The sequence below is a fragment of the Tamlana crocina genome, assembly GCA_040429635.1.
Lineage (GTDB): Bacteria > Bacteroidota > Bacteroidia > Flavobacteriales > Flavobacteriaceae > Flavisericum > Flavisericum crocinum.
Map to the genome: position 1 here is coordinate 2,925,298 of CP158972.1, position 16,314 is coordinate 2,941,611.

General features: G+C 38.8%; 20 protein-coding genes and 5 tRNA genes. 3 read left to right on the top strand and 22 right to left on the bottom strand.

Features of this window, described 5'->3' with window-relative positions:
- Positions 1-45: 45 nt before the first annotated feature.
- The 15 genes from rplL to rpsU form a co-directional block, all read right to left on the bottom strand.
- Positions 46-423, bottom strand: coding sequence for a 50S ribosomal protein L7/L12 (gene rplL / locus ABI125_12760; protein XCF05590.1), 378 nt, complete (start codon positions 421-423; stop codon positions 46-48).
- Between the two features lie 65 nt (positions 424-488).
- On the bottom strand, positions 489-1,010 hold the full coding sequence (gene rplJ / locus ABI125_12765; GenBank protein XCF05591.1) for a 50S ribosomal protein L10: 522 nt from the start codon (positions 1,008-1,010) through the stop codon (positions 489-491).
- A 20-nt stretch (positions 1,011-1,030) separates the two neighbouring features.
- Positions 1,031-1,720 (bottom strand): 50S ribosomal protein L1, encoded by a 690-nt coding sequence (gene rplA, locus ABI125_12770; protein XCF05592.1) that lies wholly within the window; start codon positions 1,718-1,720, stop codon positions 1,031-1,033.
- A gap of 19 nt (positions 1,721-1,739) precedes the next feature.
- Positions 1,740-2,177 (bottom strand): 50S ribosomal protein L11, encoded by a 438-nt coding sequence (gene rplK / locus ABI125_12775; GenBank protein XCF05593.1) that lies wholly within the window; start codon positions 2,175-2,177, stop codon positions 1,740-1,742.
- Positions 2,178-2,248: 71 nt separating this feature from the next.
- The gene (nusG, locus tag ABI125_12780; GenBank protein ID XCF05594.1) at positions 2,249-2,803 is read right to left on the bottom strand and encodes a transcription termination/antitermination protein NusG; all 555 of its coding nucleotides are present in this window, start codon (positions 2,801-2,803) and stop codon (positions 2,249-2,251) included.
- A 31-nt stretch (positions 2,804-2,834) separates the two neighbouring features.
- Positions 2,835-3,029 (bottom strand): preprotein translocase subunit SecE, encoded by a 195-nt coding sequence (secE, locus tag ABI125_12785; protein XCF05595.1) that lies wholly within the window; start codon positions 3,027-3,029, stop codon positions 2,835-2,837.
- A 105-nt stretch (positions 3,030-3,134) separates the two neighbouring features.
- A tRNA-Trp gene (locus ABI125_12790) sits at positions 3,135-3,207 on the bottom strand.
- Between the two features lie 64 nt (positions 3,208-3,271).
- Positions 3,272-4,459 (bottom strand): elongation factor Tu, encoded by a 1,188-nt coding sequence (tuf, locus tag ABI125_12795; protein XCF05596.1) that lies wholly within the window; start codon positions 4,457-4,459, stop codon positions 3,272-3,274.
- A 71-nt stretch (positions 4,460-4,530) separates the two neighbouring features.
- Positions 4,531-4,602, bottom strand: a tRNA-Thr gene (locus ABI125_12800).
- Between the two features lie 62 nt (positions 4,603-4,664).
- Positions 4,665-4,737 (bottom strand) — tRNA-Gly (locus ABI125_12805).
- Between the two features lie 80 nt (positions 4,738-4,817).
- Positions 4,818-4,900 (bottom strand) — tRNA-Tyr (locus ABI125_12810).
- A gap of 68 nt (positions 4,901-4,968) precedes the next feature.
- Positions 4,969-5,042 (bottom strand) — tRNA-Thr (locus tag ABI125_12815).
- Between the two features lie 101 nt (positions 5,043-5,143).
- Complete coding sequence (gene raiA, locus ABI125_12820; protein ID XCF05597.1) at positions 5,144-5,446, bottom strand: ribosome-associated translation inhibitor RaiA; 303 nt, start codon at positions 5,444-5,446, stop codon at positions 5,144-5,146.
- A 35-nt stretch (positions 5,447-5,481) separates the two neighbouring features.
- Positions 5,482-6,372 (bottom strand): tyrosine-type recombinase/integrase, encoded by an 891-nt coding sequence (locus tag ABI125_12825; protein XCF05598.1) that lies wholly within the window; start codon positions 6,370-6,372, stop codon positions 5,482-5,484.
- Between the two features lie 170 nt (positions 6,373-6,542).
- Positions 6,543-6,737, bottom strand: a complete 195-nt coding sequence (gene rpsU, locus ABI125_12830) for a 30S ribosomal protein S21 (protein ID XCF05599.1) — start codon at positions 6,735-6,737, stop codon at positions 6,543-6,545.
- Positions 6,738-6,990: 253 nt separating this feature from the next.
- Here rpsU and ABI125_12835 point away from each other — a divergent pair, with 253 nt between their 5' ends.
- Both ABI125_12835 and ABI125_12840 read left to right on the top strand, forming a co-directional pair.
- Positions 6,991-7,659 carry a hypothetical protein gene (locus ABI125_12835; protein XCF05600.1) on the top strand — a complete coding sequence of 223 codons (669 nt, stop codon included), beginning with the start codon at positions 6,991-6,993 and terminating at the stop codon, positions 7,657-7,659.
- A 156-nt stretch (positions 7,660-7,815) separates the two neighbouring features.
- Positions 7,816-8,439, top strand: coding sequence for a hypothetical protein (locus ABI125_12840; protein XCF05601.1), 624 nt, complete (start codon positions 7,816-7,818; stop codon positions 8,437-8,439).
- Positions 8,440-8,639: 200 nt separating this feature from the next.
- Here ABI125_12840 and ABI125_12845 read toward each other — a convergent pair whose 3' ends face one another.
- The 6 genes from ABI125_12845 to ABI125_12870 all read right to left on the bottom strand — a co-directional run bounded on the left by ABI125_12845 (position 8,640) and on the right by ABI125_12870 (position 14,994).
- On the bottom strand, positions 8,640-9,809 hold the full coding sequence (locus ABI125_12845; protein ID XCF05602.1) for an acyl-CoA dehydrogenase family protein: 1,170 nt from the start codon (positions 9,807-9,809) through the stop codon (positions 8,640-8,642).
- Complete coding sequence (locus tag ABI125_12850) at positions 9,802-10,686, bottom strand: helix-hairpin-helix domain-containing protein (GenBank protein ID XCF05603.1); 885 nt, start codon at positions 10,684-10,686, stop codon at positions 9,802-9,804. Before ABI125_12850 ends, ABI125_12845 begins: the two co-directional genes overlap by 8 nt.
- Positions 10,687-10,708: 22 nt before the next feature.
- Positions 10,709-12,331 carry an alanine/glycine:cation symporter family protein gene (locus ABI125_12855; GenBank protein XCF05604.1) on the bottom strand — a complete coding sequence of 541 codons (1,623 nt, stop codon included), beginning with the start codon at positions 12,329-12,331 and terminating at the stop codon, positions 10,709-10,711.
- A gap of 105 nt (positions 12,332-12,436) precedes the next feature.
- A complete protein-coding gene (locus ABI125_12860; protein ID XCF05605.1) occupies positions 12,437-13,456 on the bottom strand; it encodes a potassium channel protein in 1,020 nt (339 codons plus the stop codon).
- 6 nt (positions 13,457-13,462) lie between these two features.
- Positions 13,463-13,687, bottom strand: a complete 225-nt coding sequence (locus ABI125_12865; protein XCF05606.1) for a PspC domain-containing protein — start codon at positions 13,685-13,687, stop codon at positions 13,463-13,465.
- 35 nt (positions 13,688-13,722) lie between these two features.
- Entirely contained in the window at positions 13,723-14,994 is a 1,272-nt protein-coding gene (locus tag ABI125_12870) for a DUF2851 family protein (GenBank protein ID XCF05607.1), read from the bottom strand.
- A 66-nt stretch (positions 14,995-15,060) separates the two neighbouring features.
- On the opposite strand from ABI125_12870, the gene ABI125_12875 reads away from it, so the two are divergent.
- Complete coding sequence (locus ABI125_12875; protein XCF05608.1) at positions 15,061-15,456, top strand: DUF2721 domain-containing protein; 396 nt, start codon at positions 15,061-15,063, stop codon at positions 15,454-15,456.
- Here the strand turns inward: ABI125_12875 and ABI125_12880 are convergent.
- A complete protein-coding gene (locus ABI125_12880; protein ID XCF05609.1) occupies positions 15,453-16,292 on the bottom strand; it encodes a sterol desaturase family protein in 840 nt (279 codons plus the stop codon). The two genes, ABI125_12875 and ABI125_12880, sit on opposite strands and share 4 nt — an antisense overlap.
- Between the last annotated feature and the right edge of the window lie 22 nt (positions 16,293-16,314).

Genomic DNA, 16,314 nt, shown 5'->3' on the forward strand with positions numbered 1-16,314 from the left:
ATTCCTTCTCCAGACCTAAACCGTTATGAATTTTTGGTACTAAGCTTACTTAAGCTCAACCTCTGCTCCAGCCTCTTCTAATTGAGTTTTAAGAGCCTCAGCTTCATCTTTAGAAACTGCTTCTTTGATAGCGCTTGGTGCACCGTCAACTAATTCTTTAGCTTCTTTTAATCCTAAACCAGTTAATTCCTTAACTAATTTTACAACAGCCAATTTAGAACCACCTGCTGCTTTTAAGATTACATCAAACTCAGTTTGAGCTTCACCGGCGTCGTCACCTCCACCAGCTGGACCAGCAACCGCAACTGCAGCAGCAGCAGCAGGCTCGATACCATACTCATCTTTTAATATAGTTGCTAACTCGTTTACTTCTTTTACAGTAAGGTTAACTAATTGTTCTGCGAAATCTTTTAAATCTGCCATTTTTCTATCGTTTTAATGATTTTTTTTAAATAATATAATTGTAATAAAGTGCGTACTGCTTAATACTATCCTTCTTTTTCAGATAGTGTTTTAATAAGACCAGCAATTGTGTTTCCACCCGACTTAAGAGCAGATACAACGTTTTTGGCCGGAGATTGTAACAATCCAACAATTTCTCCTAATAACTCTTCTCTAGACTTGATATCAACCAATGTGTCTAGTTGGTTATCGCCAATGTAAATCGCTTCCTCAATAAAAGCTCCTTTTAATAAAGGCTTTTCAGATTTTTTACGGAAGTTCTTTATCAACTTAGCTGGTGCATTACCTGCTTCGGCATACATCACAGATGTATTTCCTTTTAATACCGAAGGAAGCTCCCCAAACTCTTTGTCTGAAGCTTCCATGGCTTTTGCAAGCAATGTATTTTTAACAACTGCCATTTTTACGTTGGCCTTAAATGCGGCACGACGTAAATCTGAGGTAGCTCCTGCGTTTAATCCTGAAATATCGGTTAAATAGATATTGGCGTTTTCGGCTAATTCTGCAGTTAAGTCCTCAATTACTTGTGATTTTTCTTCTCTTGTCATAATAAAAGTTTTAACTTAAATTAACCAACCTTAGGATCAACCGCAATACTTGGGCTCATGGTAGAAGACATAAAGATGCTCTTTACATAAGTTCCTTTTGCAGCTGTTGGTTTTAATTTAATAAGTGTTTGAATTAATTCATTTGCGTTTCCAGCAATTTTATCAGCACTGAATGATGCCTTTCCAATAGCAGCGTGCACAATACCGGTTTTATCAACTTTAAAATCGATTTTACCAGCTTTTACTTCGCTAACCGCTTTTGCAACATCCATAGTTACCGTACCAGTCTTAGGGTTTGGCATTAAGCCACGAGGACCTAACACACGTCCTAAAGGACCTAATTTACCCATTACGCTAGGCATAGTAATGATAACGTCTACATCTGTCCAACCACCTTTAATTTTATCAAGGTACTCGTCCAACCCAACATAATCAGCACCAGCTTCTTTAGCCTCTGCTTCTTTGTCTGGAGTTACCAATGCTAATACTTTCATGTCTTTACCAGTACCGTGTGGAAGTGAAACAACACCTCTTACCATTTGATTGGCTTTACGTGGATCTACGCCCAAACGTACAGCGATATCAACTGATGCATCAAACTTGGTATTGGTAATTTCTTTAACTAGGGCAGATGCTTCATCTAATGAATACACCTTTCCTTTTTCAATCTTCGCTAAAGCCTCTTTTTGCTTTCTTGTTAATCTTGCCATTTTTTAATGCTTTAATAGATTAAGAAGGAAATTTTCCTGTTACGGTTATTCCCATCGATCTTGCCGTACCAGCAACCATTTTCATGGCAGAAGCCACTTCAAATGCATTTAAATCTTGCATTTTGTCTTCTGCGATGGTCTTGATCTGATCCCAAGATACTTTAGCTACTTTTTTTCGGTTTGGTTCACCTGAACCTTTTTTCACCTTGGCCGCTTCTAATAATTGTACTGCAGCTGGAGGAGTTTTAATAACAAAGTCGAAAGACTTGTCTTTGTAAACAGAGATAACTACCGGTAATACTTTACCAGCTTTATCTTGGGTTCTAGCATTAAATTGCTTACAGAACTCCATAATGTTTACCCCAGCAGCACCTAAAGCGGGTCCAACCGGTGGCGACGGATTCGCAGCACCTCCCCGAACTTGTAACTTAACTACTTTACTTAATTCTTTTGCCATTTTTAATAATTTAAGTCGATACGCTTTATGTTGGAAGCTAAAAACGCATCATTTATCTAGTGTAACAATTATTATACTTTTTCAACCTGCATATAGCTGAGCTCCAAAGGTGTTTTTCTTCCGAAAATCTTCACCATAACTTCCAGCTTACGCTTTTCTTCATTTATCTTTTCAATAGTACCATCAAAACCGTTGAATGGTCCATCAATAACTTTAACTGTTTCGCCTTTAGTGTAAGGAATGGCAACATTGGCGCTTTCTTCAACGGCCAATTCATCAACCTTACCTAACATTCTATTTACTTCAGATTGTCTTAATGGTACTGGATCTCCGCCTTTGGTTTCCCCTAAGAAGCCAATAACGTTGGTTACCGAACGAATAATGTGCGGCACTTCTCCGGTTAGGTTGGCTTGAATCATAATATACCCAGGGAAAAACACTTTTTCCTTGTGGATTTTTTTTCCGTTACGGATTTGAACCACGCGCTCGGTAGGCACCAATACTTGGTCAACATAATCTTGCATACCCAAACGAGCTATTTCATTCTCGATATAGGTTTTGATTTTGTTTTCTTGACCGCTTACGGCACGAACTACATACCATTTTTTATCACTTACTTCAGACATACTCTTTTCTTTTTACCGATTTAGTAATTCTTTATCCAATCCATTGAAAGTAAGCTGCGATAACTTTACTGAACACAGTATCTACGCCCCAAATAGCAAGAGAAAATATAATTGAGAATACGGCAACCAACACCGTTAAGCTTTGCGCTTCTGCCCAAGTAGGCCATGTAACGTTGTTTTTTAGTTCACCAAACGATTCCTTTATATAATTCACAATTCCAGCCATTTTAATATTGTTTTAATAGATAGCGTCTATTTTCTTTGCACGGGTTGAGAGACTTGCTTCGACTACGCTCAGCATAAACTTCTCGCCTCGCAATCCTTTGCTTCGCACGGGTTGAGAGACTCGAACTCCCGACACCTGGTTTTGGAGACCAGTGCTCTACCAACTGAGCTAAACCCGTAAATATAAGTCAAGGTATTCCGGATAAACGAAATACCTCAACTTTTATATTTGTTTAAACTGTATTAGTCTAGGATTTCAGTTACCTGACCTGCACCTACAGTTCTACCACCTTCACGGATTGCGAAACGTAAACCTACGTTCATTGCAATTGGCTGAATCAATTCAACAGTGATAGTTAAGTTATCTCCTGGCATTACCATTTCAACACCATCTGGAAGAGAAATGTTTCCTGTTACGTCAGTTGTACGTACGTAGAACTGAGGACGGTAGTTGTTGTGGAATGGAGTGTGACGTCCACCTTCTTCTTTTTTCAAGATATAAACCTCAGCTTTGAAGTTTTTGTGAGGCGTTACAGAACCTGGCTTAGTGATAACCATACCTCTTGAGATTTGAGTTTTCTCAATACCTCTTAATAAGATACCAGCGTTATCTCCAGCTTCACCTCTATCTAGGATTTGACGGAACATTTCGATACCTGTGATAGTAGAAGTTAACTTCTCAGCACCCATACCGATAATTTCTACAGGGTCACCAGTTTGAGCAACACCAGTTTCAATACGACCAGTTGCTACAGTACCACGACCAGTAATAGAGAATACGTCTTCAATTGGCATCAAGAAAGGCTTGTCCATATCACGTACTGGCTCTTCAATCCAGTTATCGCAAGCTTCCATTAATTCCAATACAGTATCTACCCATTTTTGCTCACCGTTAAGTGCACCTAAAGCAGAACCAGAAATTACAGGACCATTGTCTCCATCGTACTCGTAGAAGCTCAATAAATCTCTAACTTCCATATCTACAAGCTCTAAAAGCTCTTCATCATCCACCATATCAACTTTGTTCAAGAAAACAACGATACGAGGAATACCTACCTGACGTCCTAAAAGGATGTGCTCGCGAGTTTGTGGCATAGGACCATCAGTCGCAGCTACCACCAAGATAGCACCGTCCATTTGCGCAGCACCAGTTACCATGTTCTTAACGTAATCGGCGTGACCTGGACAGTCAACGTGAGCATAGTGACGATTAGCTGTTTGATACTCTACGTGAGAAGTGTTAATTGTAATACCTCTTTCCTTTTCTTCTGGAGCGTTATCAATTTGATCAAAAGATCTTGCTTCTGAGAAACCTGCATCAGCTAATACTTTAGTAATAGCAGCAGTTAAAGTTGTTTTACCGTGATCTACGTGTCCAATTGTACCAATATTTAAGTGTGGTTTTGAACGATCGAAAGTTGCCTTTGCCATGTTTTTTAAATAATTTTAATCTTAGTTATATAATAATATTAGTGTATCCTAATTTTCACTCTCTAATATAGAGCCAATGACGAGATTTGAACTCGTGACCTCTTCCTTACCAAGGAAACGCTCTACCCCTGAGCTACACCGGCGTTTTGATTTACGATTACCGATTTTTGATCTACGATTATAACTCGTAATCCGTAAACTTTTGAGCGGGAGACCGGGTTCGAACCGGCGACATTCAGCTTGGAAGGCTGACGCTCTACCAACTGAGCTACTCCCGCAATTCATTCAAAATTTAAAGTTTACCATTCAAAGCTTTAAAACCTTGAACTTTTTCAACCTTAAACATTGAACTATTAAGTGGGGAGAGCAGGATTCGAACCTGCGAAGTTAAAAAACAACAGATTTACAGTCTGTCCTCGTTGGCCGCTTGAGTATCTCCCCAATTCGTTTTTCAATATTTTAAAGACCTTTCTCAAAACTTTGAGACTTCTGCTTTCGCAGGAATTAAGAGCCTCCAGAGGGACTCGAACCCACGACCTGCTGATTACAAATCAGCTGCTCTAGCCAGCTGAGCTATGGAGGCATTTTTATACTTTTTGAGCATAAAAAAAAGCCCGTTATTTCTAACGGACTGCAAATGTATAGATTTTTTATTTTATTCAAAACATTTTTTGAGAAATTTTATTATAAATGTGCCCTTAATTTTTCTTTTCTCTTTTTTAGCTGGCGTTCTAGCGAGGCAACGGCCATATCGGCACCTTCCTCAAACGTTTTGCATTGTTTTTTTACCACAAAACTATCGCCCGGCACACTTACTTTGGCCTCGAAAATTTTATTTTCTTTTTGGCTGGTATTTTCTACCTTTAAAAACACATCGGATTTTATCACCCTATCGTAAAACAAATCTAATTTATCCATGCGTTTCTGGATAAAATTTATCAACTTTTGGTCAGCGTTGAAATTTACGGATTGCGTGTTTACTTTCATACTAATACACTTTATTGGTTAGACAAAAACTCCCGCTATTTTTTACTTCTGGGATGTGCCTTAACGTGCACTTTTTTCAACTCGGCAATGCTGTTGTGGGTGTAAACCTGGGTAGCAGCCAAACTGGAATGTCCTAAAAGTTCTTTAACAGCGTTTAAATCGGCACCTTGGTTTAACAAATGTGTTGCAAAAGAGTGCCTGAGTATGTGCGGACTCTTTTTTACTTTTGAAGATGCCAAACTAAAATACTCATTTATTATTCTGTAAACAAGTGTTTCATATATTTTAACGCCTTTTTTCGTTAAAAAGAGCATATCTTTATCCGAAATATCAGGCAGTTTAGTCCTTTTCTCCAAATACAAAAAAGCGGTTTGCACTACCGAATTTAATAACGGCACAATACGCTCTTTATTACGTTTTCCTAAAACTTTTAGGGTTTTATTATTGAGGTCGATACTGCTCAACTTTAGCTCAATAAGTTCGATGCGCCTAATACCGGTGGAATAGAACAGTTCTATTATAAATTTGTTGCGTACGCTTTCAAAATCGTCGCCCAAGGCCAAATTGTCGATAACGGTTTTCACCTCGGATTCCGAAAATGGCACCTGCACCTTTTTGCTTGTTTTTAACGCACGATGCTTAGCCAACGGATTCACTTCAATGTCGCCCACCTTCAATAAGAATTTATAATAACTGCTCAATGCCGACACCTTTCGGTTTACACTTCGGTTGGTGAGTCCACCTTCTACCAATTGCACAATCCAACTTCGTATTTGGGGGTAATTTACGTTAGCCATGTTTTGGTCGCCGTATTCGTCCTCAACAAAACGTTTAAAACTTTCCAAATCGGTTTGGTAAGCCTTTAAGGTTAAGGCCGAATAATTTTTTTCGAGCAGCAGATAATCTAAAAATGATTGGAATACCATGGTATAGGTTAAGTTGAATGTTTAAAGTTAAACGTTTGTCGTACAAAACGCAACTATTTTTACGATACTCGGGAAACACTTGATGCAATACCGAAAGTAGCGCTGACTTTTGGGCATAAAAAAATCCCGCTTTGTGGGCGGGATTTCTATATTACTGAGATATACACTAATTATATATCTTCTGCATCTCTTAATTGTTGGATGTACTGCGCTTTTTGGATTTGCGCTCTACGAACTACAGATGGCTTAACAAACTGCTTGCGAGACTGCAATGCACGCTTGGTACCTGTTCTGTCGAACTTTCTTTTGTAACGCTTTAGCGCTCTATCTATATTTTCTCCTTCTTTAATTGGTATTATTAACATAGTGCCTTAACCTCCTCTCTTTTAGATTTTCAGGCTGCAAATATAATAACTAATTTATTACCCGCAATTATTGGTTATTATTTTTTTTGAAAAAAAGCACAACTTGAAAACAGCTTTTGACTTTGTAGAAAATTTCAGCTATATTCGTTTAAGAATATTTATAACATCTAAATAAATATAATATGGATAAACACAATTGTGTTTATCTACACGTTAGCAGCAAGCTGAAAAGCATATACTGAATAAAAATCACATGGAAAATGAGCAAGAACTTACTGGTAATGATTCTGATAAAAGTTTAAAATCAAGAATTTATAAATACTTTTCAGATTCAAATAAAATTGCAGCTTTTGCGAGTGTTGTGGCTGCTGTTGCTGCCGTTTTAGCAGTATTTATATCTGTTTGGCAAAGTTCTCAACTAGATAAAACTTTACAAATAACTCTTTCCGAAACAAGACCAATTTTAATACTTGACATTGAAGTAGAGCCATTAACGGAGAATTTATCGAGAGTTAAGTTTGCTGTCAAAAATTCAGGACCAATTCCCGCTAGAATTTTACACACTTCAACTAAACCATGGGTTGATGATGACACAAGAAATACAACTGACCACACAGATATCGATATTGTATCACCAGGAGAAACTCATATTATTTCTTCATTTGATATAAAAAGCCCGTTATTACAAAATATAATAAATGACAAATCAGACTTAAAGTACGCAATTGCTGTTTTATATTCAACAACCACAAAAACTGACTCTAGAAAATGGATTACAGATGCATGGGTCGCATATAGTGTAAGAAAAAAAGCTTTTGCGGTTCGAAAAAGAGATGAAATTGAAGTATCTGCTAAAACAAAAAAATGCAACTTAAATGAGCTAGAACCACAAAATTGGCTTGAATGGCAACCACCGAAATAAAAAAAAGCCAGCTGCTAACATGTATAACCGCAATTACGGCGGATTCGACTACGTCCGAATCCACTCGGAATTGCTAACGTCAGTGATAAACCGAAAATCAACGCATATAAACCCGTAACTGACGGTTATACGAGACCGTTAGGCACAAGTTGAAAAATGATACGAAAAATAACATATCTAATATTACTGACAATAATTTGGTCTTGTAACCAATCTACGGACAAAAAGGAAAAGGTAGAACAACCGAAACAGACAATAACGGAATTGACAACTGATAAACTTTCCGAAGTCTTAACCTTCGACTATCAAAAGTTTGAAATCAAAAATGGACAACTTGGAGCAATAAAAGTCGGTATGACGATTTCAGAAGCGGAACAAAAATTTGAAGGACTCAGAAAAGAAGTCGGAAAAGCTACAGACTTTGGTTATGGTGGTGGTAGTCCAGCATACTTGTACTATGACCAAGACAAGATCGCATTTTCATTAATTCCAAAACTTAACACAGATACAGTCTTGCTCATAATAGCAGTTTCCCCTAATTTGACAACAACTAACGGACTTACTTCTAATTCGACTGTAAAACTGATTTCGGAAAAGTATCCTAAAATTAAAGTTAATCAAGATTTAATGAATGGATGGGAATACATTTCTGACCAAACTAACAATTGGGATTTTGTGTTTATGACTGACGAAACAACAGTCGGAGATTATCCCGAATTGGAAGTTCCGTCTGACCTAAAAAACTTTGATATTAAAGCAGATTGGATAACTATAAAATAAAAAAACCAGTGCCTAAGCCGGTAACCGTTGCACAAACCCATAATTTTGTAAAAACATGATAAAAAAACGCCCATTTTAAGGGCGTTTGTTTTATAATTCAAATATAACCAATCACTACTTCGTAGCTGGTTTATACTCCTTTTTATCAATAATAATTTTCGCAAAAATTGTAATACAATTTTCGCAAAAAAATAATCTTCTTACTGTGTGGCTGGTCTATATTCCTTCTTGTCTATTATTATTTTTGCGATAATTTCGCGAAGAATTTCCGAAGTTCCTCCACCAATAGGACCCAATCGGCTATCACGGAACAAGCGTGCCATCGGGTAGTCTTCCATATAGCCGTAGCCGCCTAAAAATTGCAAACATTGGTAAATCACCTCATCGGCCATTTTGGTCGATTTCAGTTTACTCATGGTCGCTTCCTTTACCACATATTCACCTTTATCCAATCGGTACGCTACCGAATAGTTAAACGCTTTGCACACTTCCATTTCGGTGTACAAATCGGCCATAGTGTGTCGTAAGGCCTGGAATTTATCAATCGATTTTCCAAACGCATGGCGCTCACTCATGTATTGTTGCGCATACTCTAAAGCGTATTCGGCACGAGCGTGGGCATTAACGCCCATAATCAAACGCTCCAACGCAAAGTGCTGCATAATATACGAAAAGCCTTTGCCCTCGTCGCCCATTAAATTTTCAGCGGGCACTTTTACATTATCAAAAGCAATCTCTCCCGTATCGGAAGCGCGCCAACCCAGCTTATCGAGTTTGGTGGCCGAAATACCAGCCGTTTCCCTATCGATAACAAACATACTCACGCCCTTGTTTCCCAACTCAGGATTGGTTTTTGCCGCCACCACCAGATAGTCGCTTAACACGCCATTGGTAATAAATGTTTTAGACCCATTTATTATGTAATGTTCGCCCTCATTAACAGCAGTGGTACGCATACCAGCCACATCGCTACCCCCAAAAGGCTCGGTAATGCACAGGCAGCCTATTTTTTCACCTGTTATGCTAGGCACCAAATAGTTCTGTTTAATAGCTTCGCTACCTTCGGCGTTAAGGTGCGTCATCGCCAAATAGGCATGGGCCCATATAGCCGCAGCGAAACCACCAGAGTTGATTTTTTGCAACTCTTCCAAAAAGATAACTGTGTAAAACAAATCGAGGTTTAAGCCACCGTAAACTTCAGGATAATTGATGCCAAAAAAACCCATCTCACCAAATTTCTTCCAAATAAATCGGTCGATATTTCCGGTTTTTTCCCAAGATTCAATATGGGGCACCACTTCTTTCTTTAAAAAATCTTGAAGGCTTTCTCTAAAAAGAACATGCTCTTCGGTGAAGTACATACTATTCATCTATTTGCTTTTCGAGGTGCAAATATAATTTAATTATCTCGATTTTATTTGAAGGAAAGCCGTTTACTTTTTTTAATTCGTCAATCGATTTGAAGCCTTCGCGCAATTGGCGCTGCTCTACAATTTCGGCTGCCAGATCATAATCAATATGCGGAACGGTAACCAACTGACTTACATTTGCGGCATTCAAATTTATCTTTTTGACGAGGCTTGGGGTTTTAACCGTAAACCGTTCTTTTATTCTCTCGACTACTTCGGGCGTTAGTCCGTAAACATCATTGAGCTGCACATCGCCCACAAAACCGCCAATATGCTTATTCCTGAATTTTACAATGCGTTCTGAAAGCACCTTCCCCACCCCGTTCACTTTTTGAAGTTGTTGCGCCGTAACGGTATTCAAATCCTGTTTTTGGGCGTATGTTTTCGGTTTGTTGTTTTGATTGAAATTCGATTTTGGTTTGGGGTTGTCAACCCAATCGGGGAACTTAAAATAAGGCGAAATGATTTCTAAAAGCGAATCGGAAATTTGCGTGACTTCCTGAAATTGCGCAGCAGAATTGATCCATTTATTTTGTTTCCGGTAATTGAGCAATCTATCAATTTCTTCGTTATTCATGCCCAAGGCTGAACCTTTATAATCGCTAATGTAATTGGGGTTGAACGGATAGGTTTTTGGTTTGCTGTTTTCAATTTCAACTTGCCGAAGCGAATCGATTTCGTTTGTAAACTTTAAAAGTTCGTCGTTATTTATTCGAAAATCTTCGGGAGCACTTAAGGGCACAGCAAAAAAGTAAACACATTGTAGCACGACAATGAGGGCGAGCAATAAAAAAATCCCATTCCGTTGTTCCTTTGAAAACTTGAAATGGGATTTCATACAATCTATTTAGTTTAGTTGATTACATGTGTTTGGTGAGGTCTTCTGCCCCTTCATCCAGCGCATCTTCCTTTACGTTAATGGCTTTCATGTATTTTTTAAGCTCTCGGCTAATTACTGGCGAAAGCACAATTACACCAATAATGTTTGGTACTACCATAGCAAAAATCATGGCATCGGAAAAGTCGATTACCGCACCTAGGCTAATGGAAGCCCCTACTACAACAAAAAACAGGAATAAAATTTTATAAACCAAATCACTGAGCTTTCCTTTTCCGAATAAGAAAATCCACCCTTGCATACCGTAGTACGACCAAGAAATCATGGTTGAAAATGCAAATAAAATTACTGCAATGGTAAGTATAATCGAGAAGTGTGGTATTACTGTATCAAATGCTGAAGCTGTAAGTTCCACGCCTTCTTTAATCGGTACACCATACTCCATAAATTGGCCATCGAAATTGGTAATTACAATCACCAAGGCCGTCATGGTACAGATCACCACAGTATCAACAAAAGGTTCTAAAAGCGCCACTATACCTTCACTCGCAGGGTATTTGGTACGTACGGCAGAGTGCGCAATAGCCGCACTACCTACTCCGGCCTCGTTTGAAAATGCTCCCCTTCTAATCCCTTGAATCATGACACCTACCAATCCGCCGGCAATACCCAATCCGGAAAATGCGCCTTCAAAAATCAATCCGAAAGCATCATCAATTAAATGCCAGTTAGCTCCAAGGATAATCAATGCTGCCAAAACATAAATTCCCGCCATAAACGGCACGACTTTTTCCGTAACGGAAGCAATCCTTTTAATACCACCAATAATTACGATAGCCACCAAAAAGGCCATTACAAAACCAAAGTACATCCCAGCGTTAGAGCTTTCCATATCGAACAACTTGGTAAATTGTGCCGCCGCTTGGTTGGCTTGGAACATGTTTCCGCCTCCAAACGAACCACCAATAACGAATATGGCAAACAGCACCGCCAATACTTTACCAAAGCCTTTCATGCCTTTTTCGCCAAAACCTTTGGTTAAATAGTACATGGGACCACCATAAACAGTTCCGTCTTCGCCAACATCACGATACTTAACCCCCAAGGTACATTCTGCGAATTTTGAAGCCATTCCTAAAAGTCCGGCCATAATCATCCAAAACGTCGCTCCCGGCCCACCAATGGATAAGGCCACGGCCACACCGGCAATGTTACCCAAACCAACGGTAGCCGACAATGCGGCTGTTAATGCTTGGAAATGCGATACCTCGCCATGGGCGCTATCGTCCCTTAAAGTTTCAATAATATTTTCATCTTCATTAGGTGTTTGGTCTCCGTAAAGTGTATCGGCACCATGCCTCTCGATGTCTTCGTATTTTCCTTGAACCACTCTAATGGCTGTTCTAAAACCCGTAAAATTTATAAACTTAAAGTTTATTGTAAAAAAAAGGGCGCCACCTATTAAAACGATTAGCACCCACGGAATTTGATATGTTTCAGAAAACGGAATCTCATAAAAAATGGCATCAACAAACCACCCTGTATATTCCTTAAAAACCCTATCGATTTTTTCAGAAGAGGTTTCTTGTGCAAATGTTAAAAATGGAAGTGTTAATGTAAATAATGAAAGAAGATATTTCTTCATAAAATGCTTGTTAGTTAATTTTAAGTAAATTTTATATTAAGAATGGGGCAATATGCTAAAAAAAAATGGTTTATTAAAACTAAGCCTGTTAAAATAAGTGTTTCGCTACTCGATGTTGTATTCAGAGTTGAGTGCTTTTATTTGTTCCGGGCGACCCAAAACAATAATTTTTGAATGGGGAGCTAAACTTAAATCGGCCTCAGGATTTACAGTATATTCGCCATTTTCATTTTTGTAACCAATAACGGTACAACCTGTTTTTTTTCTTAAATCCAAATCCTTTATGGTTTTGGGCTGGTTGGTGTTATACAGTTTTTCAACGGCCACTTCTTCAATGTTGATATTGGATTTACCCACGATAGATAAGTTATCGACAAACTCCATAAGCCCGGGCACCACCACCAACGATGCCATGTGGTCTCCTCCTATTTTATCGGGAAGAATAACGTTATTGGCACCGGCAAACTTCAATTTATCGTAAGAAGATTCATTGGAAGCCCTGCTAATTATGTTCACTTTCTTATTCAATTGCCTCGCCGAAAGCACTACAAACAAATTATCGGCATCATTGGGCAAGGCCGAAATAAAACAATCTGCACGGTCTACCCCAGCCATGACCAAAACTTCATCTTCATTGGCATTTCCAATTACATAAGGCACTTCGTCCAACTGGAGCCGCTCTTCCATGTCCTTGTTTTTTTCAATCACCACAAACCGCTTGTTGTACGCCCTAAGTTTCCGGGCGGCCTGTTTGCCGTTTCTTCCATAGCCACAAATCACAATATGGTTGGAAAAACTATCTATCTGTTTCTGCATTTTTTTCTGCTTTAGTTCTTCAATATCGTTTTTGCTTAAAATATATTCGGTGATGATGGATAGTGCGTAACCCACAATAACCACACTCCCTAATATTAAAAAAATGGTAAAAATTTTCGAGGTATCGTCTAATGGCACTACTTCGCCAAAGCCCACAGTTGTCATGGTAATAACCGTCATATAAAACGCATCAACCCACGAGTAGTGAGAAATCATTCTGTAGCCACCAACCCCAATAACCATAACAATTCCCAAAAGAAGAACAGCGGTGTAAATTTTGGTTCTAAAGAATCTAATAAGTGGGTTCATATAGATTTACAGATCAAATACCGACGAACGTTTGGTATAAACCAAATCTTTAATGCGCATCCAAAAAGCCAAAAATAAGTACAGCGCAAAACCAAAGCCCAGGGTTACAAAAGTGAGGTACATAAACGAGGTACGCACCACTTTGGCACGAATGCCCAATCGGTCGGCAATACGCTGGCACACGTAATAGCCGTGCTTTTGGAAAAACAATAATGGTTTATAAATGTTCATGCTGCAATTTAGTATTTACTTTTTTCGTTTAAAAGTTATTTGTTTAAAAGTTGGTTGCCCACTGCACATTGCAAACATTTATTTTTATCGCAATACTGGGTTTTAAGCTGAATGAGCGCTTGCGAATCCAACGCCGATTCACTCATGGGTTTTAAATTCTTAAAAGCCTCAACAATGCTGTTTTTTTCTGAACCAATGCCAGAAGCAATTTTAACAATGGCCTCGCTGGCCGTTTCGCCTTTGTGTTTGTTGTAGCTGAATTTTAATGGCAAAATGGTGTTGATGACCAACAAATCGATGAATGATTTGGTCAACTTTTTTTCTGAAGGTTTTGATGCCTTTTGAAACGTGAAATGGTTTTTCCAAAACCCTGAAACCGTCACTGAAAACAGCTTATAGAAATCTTCCAATCGTTCTGCTTCCATCACTTTTGAAAACAAATTTTGATGACCGTGGTACAAATTGGCCAATTGCGACAAGCGGATAGTGGGGAAATTAGGCGGACGCAACCTAAAGAACTGAACGGCCAACACGCGCTGATTGTCCAACTTGAATTTCTGTTTTAGAAAATTGTATTCATTTTGCAGATTATTGAAATAAGCGCTTTCGGCATCCGCATCCAGCAACCCGGCTTGTCCGAAAAACAAAGCTTCCAATGCCAAAAGATTGGATTGCGTTTTCCTAACGATTGAAAAGTCGATAGACCGTGCCATACTTAAAAAGGCTTCGCCGTTCACCTTTAATCCGAAATTTTTGGCGAGCATTACAAACAATACCGCTTCCCAGTTATTTTTTGAAGTTTTCAATAAACCTTCAATATCATTCGATTTTCGTTCCAAACGCTCAAAAAACAAACGTTCTTTCCAATGGTTTAAAATAAAATCATCAACGGATGCCAATTCATTTTCGCAATTAATCCATCGATTTTGCTTGGAAAACAGCTTTTCGAAATTTTCTAAAATATCCCGCTCTACATAATCCTTCAACTGCAAGGTCGCCATGGGCGAATTGTCTTTTCTGAACACTTCGGTATCGTGTTCCCAAACCACATGCAGAATCACGTTGTCGTAAGCCGAATCTTGCTCATGATTATGCAAAAACCAGTCGGACGATTTTACATGTATTTCTACATTACCCGCCCAAAGCTGTTCTCCAATTTTTAGCTGTGCATTGAAAAAATCGGGCCCCGAATTAAAGTTATGTTGTCCCACAGACACCACCCCGACAGACTCGCCAGATACGGCACTCAAACTATGTATTTGAAATTTTCTGTGTTTCCAGATGTAATGTAGAAAATCTTCTTGCATACTACTAAAATAGAAAATACCGCGAATTTTCCTCTTAAGTTCTATATTTTTGAAGAAACTTTTATCATGGAACAGCTAACCCTAACTACACCTGCGCTTTTATTTTCGGCCATTTCATTAATTATGCTGGCCTATACCAACCGTTTTTTAGCCTACGCCGCAGTGATTCGTGAGCTACACGCCAAATACAAAAAGAACCCCGACCGCGTGTTAATTGCACAAATTAAAAACATTAGGCAGCGGCTTTACCTTACCCGTTACATGCAAATTTTTGGCATTACCAGTTTGCTACTTTGCGTACTTACCATGTTTTTAATTTATATTCAGCAAGATACCCCTGCCGTTTGGGTATTCGGCATCGCGCTACTGTTATTGATTGTTTCTTTGGGTTTGTTGATTATAGAAATTCAAATTTCGGTAAAAGCTTTAGAGCACCACATTAGCGATATTGAAAAGGGTTAAACCTCATCTTTCATCGTCGTGGGTTTTCGGTATTTTTGAAAAGGCTGTTTTAGCAAATCTTTTATATTGCTATTTTCTTTTTCATGGGGAAAGACGTCTACGCCGTAAATAATTTTATCGGCATCCAGTTTTTTAAACGTTCCGAAAATTCTATCCCAAACCGAAAAAATATTTCCGTAGTTGCTATCGGTGTAGGGCATTTTGTAGTGGTGGTGTACTTTGTGCATATCGGGCGATACTATAAAATAACTCAACCCATCATCCAGTTTTTTAGGCAATTTGATGTTGGCATGGTTAAACTGCGTAGCCACCACCGACAATGATTGGTACAACAACACCAAACCAATGGGCGCACCAACAATTATCACTCCCAACAACGTAAACACATAGCGGATAACACTCTCCAACGGATGGTGTCGATTGGCCGTTGTGGTATCTACATAATGATCGGAATGGTGCACCAAGTGTATCATCCAAAGTGGTTTTACTTTATGCTCAATAATATGCGGCAGGTAAGCGCCAACGCCATCCAACAATACCAAACCCAAAATCACGTAAAACCACAGCGGCATTTCAGGCAACCAGTTTAACATCCCGAAATCTTGGGCTACCGTCCAATCAGATGCTTTTAAAAGCAGAAAGGCCAAGGGCAAATTCACTATAATGGTGGTTATTGTGAAAAAGATATTCGGCACTGCATGTTTCCACTTTTTGTACTTGAACCCAATTAATGGCACGATGCCTTCAATGATCCAAAATAAAGTCAATCCGCCGACGATAATAGCCGCTCGGTGAGGCGACGGGATGGTTTCAAAGTAATTCAGGATGGTTTCCACGAGTGAAAGTTTATCCCTAAAT